Annotated in this window: 17 protein-coding genes; 10 read left to right on the forward strand and 7 right to left on the reverse strand. The window is 67.7% G+C overall.

Annotated features, from left to right (window positions below):
* Nucleotides 1-29: 29 nt before the first annotated feature.
* Nucleotides 30-263 (reverse strand): hypothetical protein, encoded by a 234-nt coding sequence (locus tag V6S67_RS09635; protein WP_334210044.1) that lies wholly within the window; start codon nt 261-263, stop codon nt 30-32.
* Between the two features lie 88 nt (nt 264-351).
* Here V6S67_RS09635 and V6S67_RS09640 point away from each other — a divergent pair, with 88 nt between their 5' ends.
* Nucleotides 352-900, forward strand: a complete 549-nt coding sequence (locus V6S67_RS09640) for an ATPase (RefSeq protein ID WP_334210045.1) — start codon at nt 352-354, stop codon at nt 898-900.
* A gap of 28 nt (nt 901-928) precedes the next feature.
* Here the strand turns inward: V6S67_RS09640 and V6S67_RS09645 are convergent, their stop codons facing one another.
* The gene (locus V6S67_RS09645) at nt 929-1,732 is read right to left on the reverse strand and encodes an EAL domain-containing protein (RefSeq protein ID WP_334210046.1); all 804 of its coding nucleotides are present in this window, start codon (nt 1,730-1,732) and stop codon (nt 929-931) included.
* Between the two features lie 24 nt (nt 1,733-1,756).
* Nucleotides 1,757-3,319 (reverse strand): chitinase, encoded by a 1,563-nt coding sequence (locus V6S67_RS09650; protein ID WP_334210047.1) that lies wholly within the window; start codon nt 3,317-3,319, stop codon nt 1,757-1,759.
* Between the two features lie 200 nt (nt 3,320-3,519).
* On the opposite strand from V6S67_RS09650, the gene V6S67_RS09655 reads away from it, so the two are divergent.
* Together V6S67_RS09655 and V6S67_RS09660 are read left to right on the forward strand one after the other, a co-directional pair.
* Nucleotides 3,520-5,970, forward strand: a complete 2,451-nt coding sequence (locus tag V6S67_RS09655) for a glycosyltransferase family 2 protein (protein ID WP_334210048.1) — start codon at nt 3,520-3,522, stop codon at nt 5,968-5,970.
* Nucleotides 5,971-5,999: 29 nt separating this feature from the next.
* Complete coding sequence (locus tag V6S67_RS09660; protein ID WP_334210049.1) at nt 6,000-6,560, forward strand: DUF7010 family protein; 561 nt, start codon at nt 6,000-6,002, stop codon at nt 6,558-6,560.
* A 57-nt stretch (nt 6,561-6,617) separates the two neighbouring features.
* On the opposite strand, the gene V6S67_RS09665 is transcribed toward V6S67_RS09660, so the two are convergent.
* Nucleotides 6,618-7,118 (reverse strand): tetratricopeptide repeat protein, encoded by a 501-nt coding sequence (locus V6S67_RS09665; RefSeq protein ID WP_334210050.1) that lies wholly within the window; start codon nt 7,116-7,118, stop codon nt 6,618-6,620.
* Between the two features lie 180 nt (nt 7,119-7,298).
* Here V6S67_RS09665 and V6S67_RS09670 point away from each other — a divergent pair, with 180 nt between their 5' ends.
* On the forward strand, nt 7,299-7,877 hold the full coding sequence (locus V6S67_RS09670) for an adenylate kinase (protein WP_334210051.1): 579 nt from the start codon (nt 7,299-7,301) through the stop codon (nt 7,875-7,877).
* A gap of 200 nt (nt 7,878-8,077) precedes the next feature.
* Nucleotides 8,078-8,467, forward strand: coding sequence for a hypothetical protein (locus V6S67_RS09675; RefSeq protein WP_334210052.1), 390 nt, complete (start codon nt 8,078-8,080; stop codon nt 8,465-8,467).
* A gap of 128 nt (nt 8,468-8,595) precedes the next feature.
* Here the strand turns inward: V6S67_RS09675 and poxB are convergent, their stop codons facing one another.
* A complete protein-coding gene (gene poxB, locus V6S67_RS09680; RefSeq protein WP_334210053.1) occupies nt 8,596-10,314 on the reverse strand; it encodes a ubiquinone-dependent pyruvate dehydrogenase in 1,719 nt (572 codons plus the stop codon).
* A gap of 202 nt (nt 10,315-10,516) precedes the next feature.
* On the opposite strand from poxB, the gene V6S67_RS09685 reads away from it, so the two are divergent.
* Nucleotides 10,517-11,212, forward strand: coding sequence for a DsbA family oxidoreductase (locus V6S67_RS09685; protein ID WP_334210054.1), 696 nt, complete (start codon nt 10,517-10,519; stop codon nt 11,210-11,212).
* Between the two features lie 80 nt (nt 11,213-11,292).
* Here V6S67_RS09685 and V6S67_RS09690 read toward each other — a convergent pair whose 3' ends face one another.
* Nucleotides 11,293-12,276: a cation diffusion facilitator family transporter gene (locus V6S67_RS09690; protein WP_334210055.1), complete on the reverse strand. Its 984-nt coding sequence runs from the start codon at nt 12,274-12,276 to the stop codon at nt 11,293-11,295.
* On the reverse strand, nt 12,273-12,755 hold the full coding sequence (locus V6S67_RS09695; RefSeq protein ID WP_334210056.1) for a transporter substrate-binding domain-containing protein: 483 nt from the start codon (nt 12,753-12,755) through the stop codon (nt 12,273-12,275). The genes V6S67_RS09690 and V6S67_RS09695 overlap by 4 nt, the downstream gene beginning before the upstream one ends.
* A 223-nt stretch (nt 12,756-12,978) precedes the next feature.
* Between V6S67_RS09695 and V6S67_RS09700 the strand changes: the two genes are divergently transcribed.
* From V6S67_RS09700 to V6S67_RS09715, 4 genes are all read left to right on the forward strand, one after another.
* Nucleotides 12,979-14,190, forward strand: coding sequence for a zinc-dependent alcohol dehydrogenase (locus tag V6S67_RS09700; protein WP_334210057.1), 1,212 nt, complete (start codon nt 12,979-12,981; stop codon nt 14,188-14,190).
* Nucleotides 14,191-14,310: 120 nt separating this feature from the next.
* The gene (locus tag V6S67_RS09705; protein WP_334210058.1) at nt 14,311-14,697 is read left to right on the forward strand and encodes a hypothetical protein; all 387 of its coding nucleotides are present in this window, start codon (nt 14,311-14,313) and stop codon (nt 14,695-14,697) included.
* Between the two features lie 3 nt (nt 14,698-14,700).
* Entirely contained in the window at nt 14,701-15,813 is a 1,113-nt protein-coding gene (locus V6S67_RS09710; RefSeq protein WP_334210059.1) for a PEP/pyruvate-binding domain-containing protein, read from the forward strand.
* Entirely contained in the window at nt 15,810-16,418 is a 609-nt protein-coding gene (locus tag V6S67_RS09715; RefSeq protein ID WP_334210060.1) for a transcriptional regulator, read from the forward strand. Before V6S67_RS09710 ends, V6S67_RS09715 begins: the two co-directional genes overlap by 4 nt.
* The last annotated feature ends 113 nt before the right edge of the window (nt 16,419-16,531 follow it).

Consider the following 16,531-nt stretch of genomic DNA (forward strand, 5'->3'; position numbering starts at 1 on the left):
GTCGTGGGATTTCCAGGACCAGCTGATCCCTACTGGACCTCGGCCCTCGGCGTGGACGGGGTGGCGTCGGACGTCGTGGCGTCGATATGGCGCATGACCAGGGCCGCAGAGATGAGGGCCGCGGAGAACGGCAGGCAAGCCAGGGGTGCCAGCAGGTACAGCTGGGTCAGGACGACGAAGAACGCGTTCTCACCGTTGAAGGTGGTTGCGCCGACGTTCTGCATGAACAGGTTTGTGAGGAGCATCGCGAGGAGACCGACCACCCCGACGATGATTCCCGCCCGCAGTGTGCCCGGTCCCTTTCCGGGCGTCCCTTGCATCCGCCGGGCCCACGATAGGACAGTTGGGCAGATGCGCTCCCACGTCCTTTTCATCAGCGGTCGTTCCGGTGTCGGCAAGTCCACCGCTGCGGTCGCCCTCCACGAGCAACTCATCGGATGCGACGTCCAGCACGCGGTGATCGAGGGCGACTATCTCGACCTCGCCTATCCCCCGCCACACCTCGCGTTCCCCGATGCCCGTCTCAGCGAGCAGAATCTCGCCGCCCTGTGGGCCGGCTATCGATCTCTGGGCTACCGCCGGCTCATCTACACCAATACGGCGGCCGTCCTCGAACTGTCGGGCCTGGTGGCAGCGATGGGCGATGACCCGATCGTCACAGCGGTTCTGCTGTGCAGCAGCGACGAGCATGCCCGGGCACGGCTGGAGCGTCGGAACCACGGGGCAGTCGACCCCGCCCTGCTCGGTCGGAGCGCCGCAATGAGGAGCCGGCTCGATGAGCAGGCTCCGGCGTCGGTGCATCGGATCGACACCGACGAACTCGACCCGTCCGGTGTCGCGACCCGACTGCTCTCACTCACTGGCTGGGCCGAGGCGGAACATCGCGCCTCGACCCCCTGAGGGAGGTCACGAGACAACCCGTCCCGTCCTAGCGCGAGGCGGCAGCGATAACGTCAGGGCTGGCGCCGAACCGGATCTCGGGAAGTGCCTCGAAGGCCGGCCTGGCGAACCAGTAGCCCTGGAACAGGCGGATGCCCTGTGCCTTCAGGAACAGGAACTCCGCCTCGGTCTCGATGCCTTCCGCGAGCACCGTGATGCCGAGCTTCCCGGCGATGCCCACGATGCCGGCGACGACGGCCTGGCGTGCCGCGCTGCCGTCGACGCCCCTGACGATCTCCATGTCGATCTTGAGCAGATCGGGCTGGAACTCGACCAGCAGCGACAAGCCCGCATGACCGGCCCCGAAGTCGTCGATGGCCGTGGTGAAACCGTGCTTGCGATACTCGGTGATGATGTTCGTCAGGTGAGCGGTGTCCGCCACCTCCTCGTTCTCCGTGAACTCGAACATGATCGACGACGTCGGGAAACTGCACCGCGAAGCTGCGAGCAGGGTCGCCCGCAGGCAGGCAGCCGGTTCGTAGACCGCATTGGGCATGAAGTTGATCGACAGCTTCAGATCGTCATCCGCCGGGAACAGGCGGGATGCAAGCTCGATCGCCTTCACCCGGCAGTCCTGGTCGAAGCGGTACTTCTGCTCCGCCGAGATCCGCGTGAGAACCTCGGCAGCGCCCTCCCCCGCCATCCCTCGGACGAGAGCCTCATAGCCCCAGACGCGGTCGTCGACGGCGTCGTAGATCGGCTGGAAGGCCATGCTGAAGTCGAAGTCGAGCCTCGCGGATGTCGTGCAGCCATTGCATGCCATGCAGAATGCCCCCTCACTGGTCTCGTCCACCCTAGAACAATCAGCGCCGGACGATCAGGAGGCCGACTTCTCCTCGACGGCCTTCAGCACCGCGGCGTCGTCGAGCTTCTGCCACGGCGACGCGTCCGAGCCCTGCTCGGCCGCCTCCGGGCTGTCGCTCTGGCTCCACCACTTCGCCTCGTACACACGGCCCTCCACGAGGATCCGGTCGCCGCGCTCGTACACGGCCTGCGCGTCCCATTCGGGGTAGAGCCCCGCCGGGGCGGTGACCGCGGGAACGGGCCGCTCGTCCGGCAGCACCGGGCCCAGCAGCGTCCACGGGGTCTCCTCCGCCTGCAGCACGGGATCGTCCGGCAGATCGCCCTGCGTCCAGTACTTCGCGGTGTACACGTTGCCGTGCCACACCACGCGGTCGTCCTCGCGGTACGTCCCGACGTCCGACCAGACCGGGTACGGGCTCGTCTCCGGATCGTCCTCGACCAGGGCTTCCGGCGCCTCCTCGACCACGGGCTCCTCGGCGAGCGTCGCGGCCCGGCCCTCGAAGCCGTCCCCCAGCAGGGGCGCGAACTGCAGGCCTCCCTGGTCGATGCCGCTGCACGCGTCGGAGACGACGGTCGTGTCCGCGTAGTTCTCGCTGCACGTGCCGTCGCGGTTCAGCGACCACATGGACATGCGGCCCACTCCACGCTCGGCGGCGAAGGCGTTGAACGCCTTCGCGTCGTCGAGCGTGAAGACCTCACCCTTGACGTCGTTCTGTCCGATCATCGGCGTCAGCCCGACCTTCCGCCAGGCGGCCTGCGGGCCGATCTCGATGCCCGCCCGCTCGTACAGCACCTGCAGTTGGCGGTGCGTGGCGTCCGCCGCGTTCTGCGACGCGGTCAGCATGCCGGTTCCCTCGGGCCGGCTGCCGCCGTAGTCCATGGTCATGACGTTCACGCCGGCGAGATCGACGCCGGCCTCGAGGAACTGTGCGACGGCGGCCGTCCCGTCGGCGGTCAGCCCGCTCGGGGCGACCGGCAGGGTCAGCCAGATGTTGAGCGGGGTCTCCGTGCCGGCCCGCTCGGACTGCAGGGCGGCGAGGGCCTCCGCGCGGCGCTGCCCGGCTTCGGTGTCCTTCAGGTTCTCGCCCTCGATGTCGAGGTCCACGGTGGAGAGCTTGTACCGGTCGATGACGTCCGCGTACGCGTCCTTCAGGTCGTCGGGGTCCGTGCAGGCGGTGGCGAGCTCGTCGTTGAGGAGGCCGCCGAAGGACACGATGACCTCCCCGCCGTCCTGCACCAGCCGGGCGACGCGACGGTCCAGGTCCAGCCCGGCCTCGGCCTCGTCCAGCCCGTAGAAGGTGCCCCAGGACGGGGTGCACGGCTCGGTCTTCGACGCGACGATGAAGGACAGCACCACGCTCCCGCCGGTCTCCACCGCCGGGTCCTCGAACTCGTAGGACGGCGTGGCGGTGACATCCACGTACCCCGCGAAGAACGCACCCGCGCTCTCGGCGGCCCGCGCATCCTCCCAGCGGTCGAAGCCGGTCAGGCCGCCCACGGCGAGACCGCCGACGACGACGGACAGGAGCGTGAGGCGCAGGACGGAGAGTTTCCGGCCGGGAAAGCGAGCAGACACATGGACCCCAGAGGACAGCCTCGAGAGAGGCGGAAGAGCGCACCGCGGGTGCGCGAGACGGTTGAAGCGTAAGGGAAAATACCGTCGCCGTCATTCTTTCGCCTAACGCCGACGGCACGCCGGCCGATGGTGGAGAGTGACGCTGCGTATCGCGGGGGCGACGTCGTGCGTCCACCCGTCCGCCTACTGCCGAGGTAGCCATGTCCAGATCCAGCGATGCCACCGAGTCCGCACCCAGGCCACGATCACGAGCCGACGCCGAAGCGGCGGGAGCCGCGGGCGCGGGAGCGACCGCCGTGCCGTCGGGCGTCGCCGCCGCGGCCGTCCTCGAGCAGGCGGCCGCCGCCGCTCCCGGAGCCGCACCGGCCCGGCGTCGCCAGTGGGGCGCCGAGCGGCGCTCGGAGCCGCTGTCCATCGTGCACCCGACGCCGTCGTCGCGGAAGATCGCGCTCGGCCGGATCGGCATCGTGGTCACGGTGCTGGCGTGGCTCACGTACATCGTCACGACGATCCTGCGGCAGTTCGCCAACAACCCGAACGCCGGCTTCCGGTTCCAGATCGAGGCGACGTCGTACCTGATCGTCGTCACCTTCCTGACGTTCTCGGCGCTCATGTACCTGCTGGCGCGCCAGGGTGCGCTGTACCGGTTCCGCGACCACCGGCGCGTGCCGCGCGGCGAACTGGACCGCCACTTCGCGCACCACGAGGAAGGCATCACCGTCCTCGTGCCGTCCTACGCGGAGGAGCCCGCCGTCGTCCGCGCCACGCTCTGGTCCGCGGCCCTGCAGGAGTTCCCCAACATCCGGGTGGTGCTCCTCCTCGACGACCCGCCCCACCCCAAGGACCCCGTGATCCGCGAGCGCCTGGACACCACGCGCGCCCTGTCCTTCGAGATCGAGTCCGCCCTCCTCGAACCCTCCACCCGGGCGACCGCCGCGCTCGCCGCGTTCGAGGCGGACCTCGCCGCGCGCGACACCGGCACCCCGCCGTCGTGCGATGACCTGCCCCCGCTCATCGCCGCGTACGAGGCGGCCGCCGTCTGGCTCGAGGACATGGCCGACGCCGAGACGGTGGGCGACCACGTGGACGAGTTCTTCGTGGACCTCGTCCTCATGGGCCTCGCCCGCGAGCTCCGCCTGACCATCTACGCCCTCGACGCGGCACTGGTGCAGGAGCAGTGCCCCGAGCCCGACCGCATCCGCGAGCTGTACGTGCGGCTCGTACGGATCTTCAACACGCGCCTCGAGACGTTCGAGCGGAAGGCCTTCGCCTCCCTCTCGCACGAGGCGAACAAGGCCATGAACCTCAACGCGTACATCTCGCTGATGGGCCAGCGGTGGCGGAAGGAGCAGGTGGCCACGGGCACGGTGCTGCGGCCCCTCGCGGACGGGGAGGGCGGGGACGACGACGACATCCTCGACGTCACCGACTCCACGTACCTGCTCACGCTCGATGCCGACTCCCTGCTGCTGCGCGACTACTGCCTGCGTCTCGTGCACCTGCTCGAATCGCCCGGCAACGAGCGGATCGCCGTCACGCAGACGCCGTACTCGTCCTTCCGTGGTGCCCCGACGCGCATCGAGCGGGTCGCGGGGGCGACGACGGACATCCAGCACATCCTGCATCAGGGCATGTCCTACTACGGGTCGACCTTCTGGGTGGGCGCCAACGCCGTCATCCGGAAGCAGGCGGTGGAGGACATCGTCGAGGTCGAGAACGTGGGCGGCTTCGAGATCAAGACCTACATCCAGGACCGCACCGTCATCGAGGACACGGAGTCCAGCGTGGACCTCGGCACCCACGGGTGGACGCTCATGAACTACCCCGAGCGCCTCAGCTACAGCGCCACGCCGCCCGACTTCGGGTCCCTCGTGGTCCAGCGCCGGCGCTGGGCGAACGGCGGCCTGCTGATCCTGCCGAAGCTGTGGAACCAGCTCCGCCGGCGCCGCCACCTCCGCGAGCAGGTGCTGGCCCGCGAGGTGCTGCTGCGCGTCAACTACATGGCGTCCATCGCGTGGGCGAGCTTCGGGCTGCTGTTCCTCCTCGCGTACCCCTACGACAGCAGGCTCCTCAGCCCTGTCGTGTTCCTCGCGGCCGCGCCGTACTTCCTCGCGATGGGCAGCGATCTCCGCGACTGCGGGCACCGCTTCTCGGACATCTTCCGGATCTACGGCTTTAACCTCGTGCTGCTGCCGGTCAACCTCGCCGGCGTGCTGAAGTCCATCCAGCAGGCGTTCACGGGTGAGAAGATCCCGTTCGTCCGGACACCGAAGGTGAAGGACCGCACCGCGGCGCCTGGCCTCTACGTGGTGATCCCGTACCTGATCGTCGCGTTCTCGCTGCTCACGCTCGCCCGTGACGTCCTGGACCAGAACTGGGGCAACGCCGTCTTCGCCGGCCTGAACGCCGTCCTGGCCGCCGGTGCCATCCGCGCCTACATCGGGATCAAGAACTCCCTGGTGGACATGTGGCTCGGCGTCCTGAACTGGCTGTACGTGGCACCGCGGACGAAGAAGGTCGAGGAGTCGAAGGTCGTCCCGAAGACGGCGGCCGAAGCGGACTGGTCGTCGATCCTCTACCACGGCGACCGCCGCCTGAACCGTGACCTGCGCTCGGGCAACGACCGCCGCCGCCGGGCCGGGGTGCGCTGATCCGCCCCCGAGAGGACGATCCCGCAGGCATGCGTCGGAGCGGCACTCCCCCGCGGTTCGTGGATCCACGACGGACGGGAACACTGATCGGGCTCGTGGGGGCGTGCGTCTTCGTCTTCTCCTATACGCCTGCGTCCGCGCACGTGCCGGCCGTCGGGGCGCGCATCCTCGTCATCGCTGCCGTGAGTGCAACGCTGTGGTTCCTCTTCGTCGCACCGCGCTTCCTCGGCCCCTTCGTACCGCCGCGGGGGTGGCAGATCGGCGTGTACCTCCTCTGCGTCGTCATGGAGCTCGCGCTGATCGCGGCCGGTGGCCGGTTGCTCGAATCGATCGGGAGACCGGAGCTCCGGCCTGCCCTGATCGCCCTCGTCGTGGGTCTGCATTTCCTCCCCTTCGCCTGGGCGTTCAGGGAGCGGATGTTCTACACACTGGGCGGAGTGATCATCGTTCTCGGCGGTCTGGGACTGCTCATCGCCACCCCGACCAGCGCCCTCGGAGCAGCCGTCGGATCAGGGTTGGCCATGTCGTTCATCCTGCTCGCCTACAGCCTCGGCCTCTTCGCTCCCCGTCGGACGACTGCCGACCACTGACGACCACACGCACGCACTGGGCGTGCCCGGCGAGGAGTTCCTGAAGCAACCAGCCCTTCAGTCGGATTCGCCTGCACGTGCGCGGATAGACGCCGCATTGCCGCTGAGTGCCGGCTTGTACCGTTCGATGTCGGGAGTGCTGACGAAGCCGACCACCAGATCGAGCAGAGCTGCGACCGATGCGTCCGGCCGGCCCGCTGCATGCAGGGTGATGGCTTCGAAGGCGCTGAGTGCCGGGGAGCCGGGAAAGGCAGTACGAGCTGCCCGGAAGACCTCCAGCGACTCGTCATACGCGCCCAGGTTCCTCAGTGTCGACCCGTACTGGACATAGCACCGGCGCAACACGTCACCGTCGAGCCCGGCAGCAAGCGCCTTCTCGTAGAACCCTCGCGCGATGTCCTCCTGTCCCGCCGTGTCATACGCGCCGCCGACCTCATAGAGCACTCGCGCGTTCTCAGGGTGGGCGGCGTACAAGGGCAGTAATGCGTCGATGGTCGGCTGCATGTTGTCCCGGTCGCGACGCTCGACGATCCGATCGAGCTCATCATTCAACGTCATGGCGACACCCTCGCACATTGTGCGAGCCGTATCGGCGTCGGTAGCGCGGCGGTACGACCACCGTGACGCAACGGCCGACGCGATCCGCCGTGTCGAGCAGGAGAGTGCCCACGCTCGTCGTCCCTGTCCTCCGCCGACGGACCCGTTACCGGGCATCGAAGGGACGGTACGGTGAAACCCATGACAGGTGTGCCGGCTCAGCGTGTTCTCTTCCACGGGGTGACCGGCAGCGGCAAGACCTCGGCTGCGCACGCGTATGCAGAGGCGACCGGTGTGCCGGAGTTCTCTGCCGATGACGACATCGGATGGCTCCCCGCATGGACGGGCCGTCCTGTCGAGGACCAGCACCGGATCGCCGCCGATCTTGCCGCGCAGGACCGCTGGGTGCTCGACAGTGCCTACTCCGCTTGGCGGCACCTGGTCGTGACGCGGGCCGAACTCGTCGTGTTCCTCGACTATCCGCGGTGGCTGTCCCTCGGGCGCCTGGTCCGGCGAACGATCCGACGGATCGTGACGAAGGAACCGGTGTGCAACGGCAACACCGAGACACTCCGCCGCGCCCTGGCCAACGACTCGATCATCCGGTGGCATTTTAGGACCTTCAGCCGGAAGAAGGACGCCATCAGCCAGATCATCGCTGATCCGTCCATGCCTCCAGTGCTGTCGTTCCGGCGTCCTCGCGATCTCGATGCATGGATCGCAGCGGGTGCTGAACCACCGTCGGCCGCCGGATCGGAGTCGTCCCCCGGTCTGTCTTAGGCGGACCTGCACGAAGCAGCGCTCACCGCCGCCCCGCCGGCGACTCCGAAGCGTCCGAGATGGTGAAGGCCATTGCGCTATCCGTTGCGGGAGGGGCTCGAGCGACCGACAGTAGGATGGAAGGGTCGTGATGCGTTGACCGCGATACCCCGTCCGAACAGGAACCCGCCGTGCCGACACTACGTGCTACCCGATCCAGCATGGCTCGTGCCCTGTCCATGACTGCCGTCCTGCTGTGCCTGGCCGGGTGCTCGTTCGCTGATCCCCAGCCCGATACCCAGCAACCCGCGTCGGACTCACCGGTCAGCTCGGCCCCCGCGGGTGAGCCCGCCACCGGGGCGGCCGTCGACACCGTCGACGACGCATGTGCCCGCGTCCTTGCCATGGTGCGCGCAGCGCCCGAACAGCTGGGCACGGACCCGCTGGGGCTGCTGCTCGAGATCGACGAGATCGCCAAAACAGCCCCGCCGGAGCTGGCCGGCCAGATCACGGAGCTCCGGGATGCCGTCGAGAGCTTCCGGCAGGGCGACGAATCACTGATCGGCGTGGTGCAGAAAGCCCGGCAGCTGCAGGAACGCTGCTCGGCCTGAGCCGAAGGCGGGCACAGCAACCACTTCGGCGCCTCCGCGGTCCTTGTCGCCGGCGGGCTGGATCCAGTCATCCTCCGTGGGCTTCTCCTGCGGTCCCTCGCATCAGAGGTGAACGCCGGTGGTCCTTCTCAGAGCAGCTGGCGCGCGTTGGCTCGGGCGAGATCGATGAGCTCGCGGCCGTTGCCGGCGAGCACCGTACGAAGCGCGTAGACCGCAAAGCCGGTGGCCTGCTTCGCCTCGATCTTCGGCGGTATCGAGAGCTCCTGCCGTTCCACCGCGACGGAGACGAGCGCGGGGCCGTCGTGCGCGAACGCGCGGCGCAGGGCGTCTTCGAGGTCCTCAGGGCGCGTCACGCTCTCGCCGTGCATCCCCACCGCCCGCGCGACCGCCCCGAAGTCGGGGTTCTCGAGCCCGGTGCCGAAGTTGACGATGCCCGCCGCCTTCATCTCCACCTCGACGAAGCTCAGCGCCGCGTTGTCGAACACGACGATTTTGATCGGGAGCCTGTGCTGCACCGCCGTCAGCAATTCGCCGAGCATCATCGCGAGCCCGCCGTCACCGGCGAGGACCACGACCTGCCGCTTCCGGTCCACCGCTTGGGCGCCCATGCCGAGCGGGGTCGCGGCCGCCATGGTGCCGTGCCAGAAGGAGCCGATGAGGCGCCGCTTCGGGCCGATGCGCAGGTGCCGGCACGCCCAGATGACCGGAGTGCCGACATCGGGCAGGAAGACCGCGTCGTCGTCCGCCAACTCGTCGATGAGGTGGGCGAGGTGCTGCGGGTGGATGGCGCCGGGTCCCTGCTTCTCGAGGTCGTCGAGCTGTGCGCGGGTGCGGCGGTAGTGGTCGAGGGATTTCTCGAGGTGGGTGCGCACAGGCTTCCGCTCGAGCAGCGGCAGCAACGCCTCCGCCGTCGGGCGTACGCCACCGACCATGCCCTGGGTGAGTGGCACGCGGCGGCCGAGCTGCTCGCCCCGGATATCGACCTGCAGGATCTTCGCCTTCTTCGGGTAGAACTGCTGGTACGGGAAATCGGTGCCGAGCATCAGCAGCGCGTCGCAGTCCTCCATCGCGCGGTATCCCGATGCGAACCCGAGGAGCCCGGTCATGCCGACGTCGAACGGGTTGTCGTGCTCGATGACCTCCTTGCCGCGGAGGGCGTGCACGATCGGCGCCCCCAGTACATCGGCGAGGGCGAGGACCTCATCGCGCGCCCCTTCTACGCCGCCGCCCGCGAGGATCGTCACCTTCCCACAGGAGTTCAGTGTGGCGGCTGCCTCCTGCAGTTCGGCCGGCGAGGGCACGATGACCGGGTCGGTGCGGCGGACCGTGAAGACGCGCTCGTCCGAGGCCTCGTGGAGCGCGGTGTCGCCCGCGATCACGAGCACGGCGACCCCCCTCTTCTCGATGGCCGTGCGCATTGCGATCTCCAGCAGCCGCGGCATCTGCTCAGGGCTCAGTACCATCTCGCAGAAGACCGAGCAGTCGCGGAACAGCTCGGTGGGTCGAGTCTCCTGGAAGTACTGGCTGCCGATTTCGTCGGTCGGGATGTGCGATGCGACCGCGAGCACGGGGACCCTGCTTCGGTGCGCGTCGTAGAGCCCGTTGATGAGGTGCAGGTTGCCGGGGCCGCAGCTGCCCGCACACACCGCGAGTTCGCCCGTCAGCGCCGCCTCCCCGGCGGCAGCGAACGCGGCCTCCTCCTCATGGCGGACGAGCATCCACTCGATGCCCTGCTCCCTGCGGATGGCCTCGGTCACCGCGTTCAGGGAGTCGCCGGGAACTCCCCAGACACGCTGGATCCCATTGGCGGCAAGATTGTGGATGACAGTCTCTGCGATCGTGGTCATGCTGCTCCTCCGTTCGGCCCCCAGACGGCCCCGTCAGTCTAAGCGGCCGAATCGGCGGGGATCAGGCAGTGCCAGGGGTTGTGGCGAGGGCGTGCGTATGGCGCATCCGAAGCTGCGCGGACGGCACCCGACAGAAACGTCAAGGAGAAAGAGTCAACCGGCTGTCCCTCAGGAGGGATGAGAGCCGGGTTAGGGTCTGACCATGTCGGCTCCTGATGTTGCCCCCGGAACGGTCGTCGTGTTCACAGACATCATGTGCGGTTGGTCGACGATCGCGCTCCATCGGTTCTATCGCGCCCGGGATGCGGCGGGCCTCACCGGTCGATTGCAGGTCGACCTGCGACTCTTCCTCCTCGAGGACATCAACCAGATCGCTCTCAACAGCAGGATCATCGAGCCTGAGATACCTGTCGTCGGCGCTCTGGAACCGGGACTGCGCTTCACACCGTGGCAGCGTCACCCCTCGGAGTGGCCCGTGACAAGCCTTCCCGCGAATGAAGCCGTGCATGCCGCGAAAGCACAATCCCCTGCTGCCGCGGAAGAACTCGACATGGCATTGCGCCTGGCGTTCTGGCGTGACAGCCGCTGCATCAGCATGCGCCACGAGATCCTGGCTGTCGCCGACGAGTGCCCTGGGGTGGACGCTGGCCGGCTGCAGCAGCTTTTCGACACCGGCGCTGCCCGCGGGACGATGATGCAGTCCTACCTCGACCATCATCAGGATGTACAGGGCAGCCCCCACTTCTTCCTTGCGGACGGCACCGATACCCATAACCCCGGCATCACCATGCACCAGGAAGGGTCTCCCGGCGCGGGTTTCCTCGTTGTCGACTCCGACGATCCGAGCGTCTACGACGGCCTCGTCGTGAAAGCCGCAGCCGCCGCCGGTGTGGGTTGAACCCGCACCTTCCGATCCCTTCTGCATGACGGCGTGATTGAGGTGCGCTCGTCCCTCTGGACTCGGCACCTTCGTCTCTGCTAGGAATGCCTCGTACTCATCTGACGTGCCATGTCCGGGATGGCGTGCACGGGGACGACCACGACGTCGTTGATCTTCCAGTCCAGGCGCTTCAGGCCGGCGTGGACCTCCTCGAGCTCTTCGATGGTGAGGGGCCGATTCGATGTCGGGACGATGAATGCCTCGATGTGGAATACCTGCCCTTCGTCCCGCACCCGGGCGCCGACGTCCTGCGCCCATGTCAGTCCGTTCAGGTAGTCCTCTACCTTGCCCAGCAGGGGATGCGGTTCGGCGTCGTCGTAGGTGGTGGCCCTGGCGTCCAGGAGCCCTTTCACTGCCGCGCGGACGTTCACGAATCCGTCCCGCACGATCGAGAACGCGACGATCAGCGCTGCGGCAGCGTCAGCCCACCACAGACCGAAACCGATGCCGGTGACTCCCACGATCACGGCGACTCCGGTCATCCAGTCCGCCTTGTTCATGTCGGCATCGGCGAAGAGGACCTTGTTGTGCAGTGGTTCGGCGAGCTTGAGTTTCATGCGCCCGAGGATCACGGGAGGGATCGAGGTGAGCGCCATGGCTGCGATCATCAGCCAGCCCAGCCAGACGGTGTGTCCGAGGATCGTGATGCCGCCGATGGTGGGGTGCTCCGCGGTGATGAGCTTGATCGCCGAGTCGATGATGAGATAGCTGCCCATGCCGGCGAGGGCTGTCGCGGCGACCAGGTGCGACACCCCGATGGCACGGTGGTGTCCGAACGGCCGGTCGGTGGAAGCCGGCCGGCCTGCGACCCTGATCCCGATCAGGAACGCGATCGGAGGAATGAAGGACAACATGTCCTCGATCCACGCCGTCTTCATGGCCTGGGAGTTCCCCAGGACGAGGAAGATGATGCTGACTGTCACGACCAGTACACCGATCGTGACCCATTCCAGCCTGATCGCTCGCCGGAGCGCCCGGTGTACCTCCTCCGGCATCTCCGATTCACCCCAGTCGCTGGTCACCGGGCTCCCTCCTTCCGACTCTGGAGGTACGTATCGAGGTCCAGGAGGAAGGCATTCTCGCCGAGTGGGACTGCAAGGACGTGGCTCTGCCGCGACCCGTAGCGGTCGGCCGACTCCGCGTACGGGCGGGTCAGCCCGGCTTTCTTGGTCCACGGTGTCTTGTCGGTCAGACCACCGATCACCAGGTCCAGCTCGCCGTGTTCCAGCCGATTCATCAGATCCTCCTCCCCTCCCCGGACCCAGGTGATCTCAGCGTCGCGAGTCAGCGCGTAGTCCTGCACGAGCTCCGCCTCGCTACCGGCCATCTGCTCCCCCTTGTCCTCGACGAAGGGCGGATTCACCGACGCGCCGACCCGCAGCGTTCCACCCGTCACTGCATCGAGCGTGTTCTCGGGATCTGCGGGAAAGTGCCCTGCACAGCCCCCCGTCAGCAGCAATGAAGCAGCCACACCAAGGCGCAGCACCACGTTCCTCTCCATACAGGAACCGTAAACTCCGCCGCACCGTCGCGTCACGGAACTGGGGATACGCGACGACGAGGAATCTGATCCTTGATTCTTCCCGGGCGGCACCGGAGCGTCCGGGACGCTGTCAATGGGTGTGCCGGACGGAGGTTGGCCTTGTCCGGGCCGCTTGACCGTTCCTAGCGTGGGTGTCGTTCGTGCACTCTCCCTGACCACACGCAGCAGAAGGAGTAACCCCGTGAAAGCTCTCGTATGGCATGGAGAAGGCGACATACGTCTCGATACCGTCGATGATCCGACCATCCTGGACCCGAACGACGCGATCATCCGCATCACGCGCAGCGCGATCTGCGGCACGGACCTCCACTTCATCCGGGGCACCATGGCAGGCATGAAAGAGGGCACGATCCTCGGCCACGAAGCCGTCGGAGAGGTGACCGCCGTAGGCGCAGCAGTGCGCCGCTTCGCCCCCGGCGACCGCGTCGTCGTCTCCTCGACCATGTCCTGCGGGGTGTGCTGGCAGTGCCGCGCAGGACACACCGCCCAGTGCGACACCGCGAACCCCAACGGCCCCCAGGCCGGGACCTGCTTCTTCGGCGGCCCTCAGACCACCGGCCCTGTGAACGGACTGCAGGCTGAATACGCGCGGATCCCCTATGCCTCCAATACCCTCACAGCCCTGCCCGACAATGTCAGCGACGAACAGGCCATTCTCCTCTCGGACATCTTCCCCACCGCCTGGTTCGGCGCGGAACTCGCCGGCATACGACGCGGCGACACCGTCGCCGTGTACGGGGCGGGCGTGGTCGGTCAGTTCGCCATCGCCTCCGCATTCCGGCAAGGGGCGTCCCGCGTCTTCGCGATCGACGGCGTCGAAACCCGCCTCGTCCAGGCCTTGGACCAGAACGCGGATGTCATCAACTTCAACCGCGAGGACCCCGTAGAGGCCCTAATGGACGCTACCCTCGGGATCGGCGTGGACGCCGTCATCGACGCCGTCGGCGTCGACGCTCAACGCCCATCAGCCGGACCCGCCGCAGCCGACAGCGAGCAGCAGGCCGAGGAGTTCGCCCGCGAGGTCGCCCAGGTGGCGCCCAAGACCAACGTGCAGGGCGAGAACTGGGTACCGGGGAACGCGCCGTCCCAGGTCTCCCAGTGGAGCGTGCAGACCGTACGGAAGTACGGCCGGATCGGCATCATCGGCGTCTACAGCCCGCAGATGATGTCCTACCCGATCGGACAGGCCATGAACAAGAACCTCACGGTACGGATGGGCAACTGCGACCACCGCTCGGTCACCCCACCGCTCCTGGACCTCGTCGCCTCCGGCGTCTTCGACCCCACCCGGTTCATCACCCAGCACGAACCCATCACCGACGTCGTCGATGCCTACCTCACCTTCGACCGCCGCGAAGAGGGCTGGCTCAAGACGGTCCTCACGACGGCGTGAGGGCGTGCCCTGACCGCGGGAACTGCGACGTCGGGGTCACCTCATCGGGGCGGAACGGATGGCAGCGCACCATATCAACGTAGCGTTGACAACAGCGTGTTGATGCACTGAACTAGGGGTGTGCTTTCCGATGATCACCGTGATGCCTCCGACCTGGATCGCTCCCGTGCCGCACTGACCCAGGCCGGCGCCGACAGCCTCCCCCGCCGCCCGTGGCAGCACCCCCGCCAGCCGGTCTCTGATGCCGATTTCGTCCGGTTCGCGGCATGGTCCGCTCGCGATGCCGATGCCACGGATCCGGCCACTGTGCTTGCCGGCCTGCGGTTGCTCGCCGCCGCCCGGGCGGAACTTGATCAGGTCGAGTCCGGCCTGTTGTTCGCTGCTCGTGGTGCGGACATGACGTGGACACAGATTGCGGAAGCCCTGGGACTGGGGTCGGCGCAGGCGGCGCAACAGCGACTGAGCCGGATGCTGGCTCGAACGAGCGAGCCCGGGACGGAGCCTTGAGCAGTGCTGATTCCTCTCATTGATGCGGATGAGCAGTGCGGGGCCAAGGCCGCGAACCTGGCCCACCTGCTGCGCGCCGGATTCGCTGTTCCACCCGGAGTCGTGGTCCTCGAGGTGCTGAGCGGCGACAGTTGGGTGCCCGAACTGAGGGCTGCGCTCCGAGACGCCGGCGCAGCACCGGTCGCCGTGCGCTCATCCGCAGTGGGGGAAGACGGAGCCGTCGCGTCATTCGCCGGGCAGTTGCACTCCACTCTCGACCTCACCGAACCGGCGCAGGTGATCGACCAGGTGCGTCGTGCCGCCCGCTCGGGAGTGGGCCCGGAAGCCGTCGCCTATGCGGCCCGGATGGGGCACGAGCCGGCCACGGTGGTCCCCGTGATCGTGCAGGCCCTCGTTGCCGCGGAAGTCGCCGGGGTGATGTTCACCCGGCACCCGGTCACCGGATCGCAGACGATGGTGATCGAGGCCGGTCGCGGGCTCGGCGGGAACGTCGTGGACGGAACCATGACCCCGTGGGTCTGGACGGTCGAAGATCACACCATCACCCACCAAGCCGGCGACCTGTTCCCACCGCTGATACCCAGGCAGGTCCTCCAGCTCGCCGCACTGGCGCTCAGGATCGAAGCGCTCTTCGGGTGCCCCCAGGACATCGAGTGGGCGATCGCCGACGGTACAACCTGGGTGCTCCAGTCCCGCCCCATCACCGCAAGCCCGATCACCGCAAGCCCCGTCGCCACGATCCCGGGCGCGGCGCGAAGCGACGGGCGGGCTGCCGGACGGGTACTGGCGACAGGCACTCCAGCCAGCCCAGGCGCCGCCGAGGGATTCGTGCGGATCGTCCACGGATTCGACGACTTCGCCCGCTTCCAAGCCGGCGAGGTGCTTGTCTGCCGCACCACCTCACCTGCATGGACACCCCTGCTCGCCCGCGCCGCGGCGGTCGTGACCGAGATCGGCGGCCTCCTCGCTCACGCTGCGATCGTGGCCCGTGAATTCGGCATTCCAGCCGTCCTGACCGCAGAGAAGGCAATGAGCGCGCTCACCGACGGGCAGCACGTCGTCGTCGACGGAACCGCAGGCACCATCACAACCACGCAAGGATCAGGAGAGCGATGACCCATACGTCCCCGATCGACGTCCGGGTACTCCACGCGGTGCGGACCCTGGGCTATGCAGACCTCGCACGCATCGCCGCCCGTGTTCGTCACCCGGAGGACGAGGTCGACGAGCACCTCCTGGGCGCCCAAGCGCACGGCTGGACCACCTACACCTCCTACGCCGGCGATGGAGGATGGTCACTGACGGAAGCCGGCAAGAACCACGGCGAAGAACTGCTGGCCGCGGAACTCGACGCGGTCGGCGCCCGCGCAGCAGTCGAGGCCGTCCACGAAGACTTCCTGCCGCTCAATCACGTTGTGGCTGCGGCCTGCACAGCCTGGCAACTGGCAGAACTGGGCATCGGGACGCACCACCCGACACTCTCCGACACCATCAGAACCTTGAAGGGCCCCGCGGCCGCGCTGGCGGACATCGAGAACCGTCTGACGTCCCACCTGGAGCGGTTCGCTGGCTATCACCAACGCTTCGCCGCCGCCCTATCACGGGCGGGCGCAGAGGCGGCGTGGATCACCGGCACCGACCGCGACTCCTGTCACCGCGTCTGGTTCGAGCTTCACGAAGACCTGATCGCAACCCTCGGCCTGACTCGTGATGGCCGGTGAAGAACCCAAGCACGGACCACAGCCGCCGATACCAGCAAAGAGACAGAAGCACCGCAGGAGGACTGCTCGCCAACCTCCGATCGTGCAGTCAGAACAGCACGCGGCGCACTCAT

It is taken from the genome of Arthrobacter sp. Soc17.1.1.1, assembly GCF_036867195.1.
GTDB lineage: Bacteria > Actinomycetota > Actinomycetes > Actinomycetales > Micrococcaceae > Arthrobacter_D.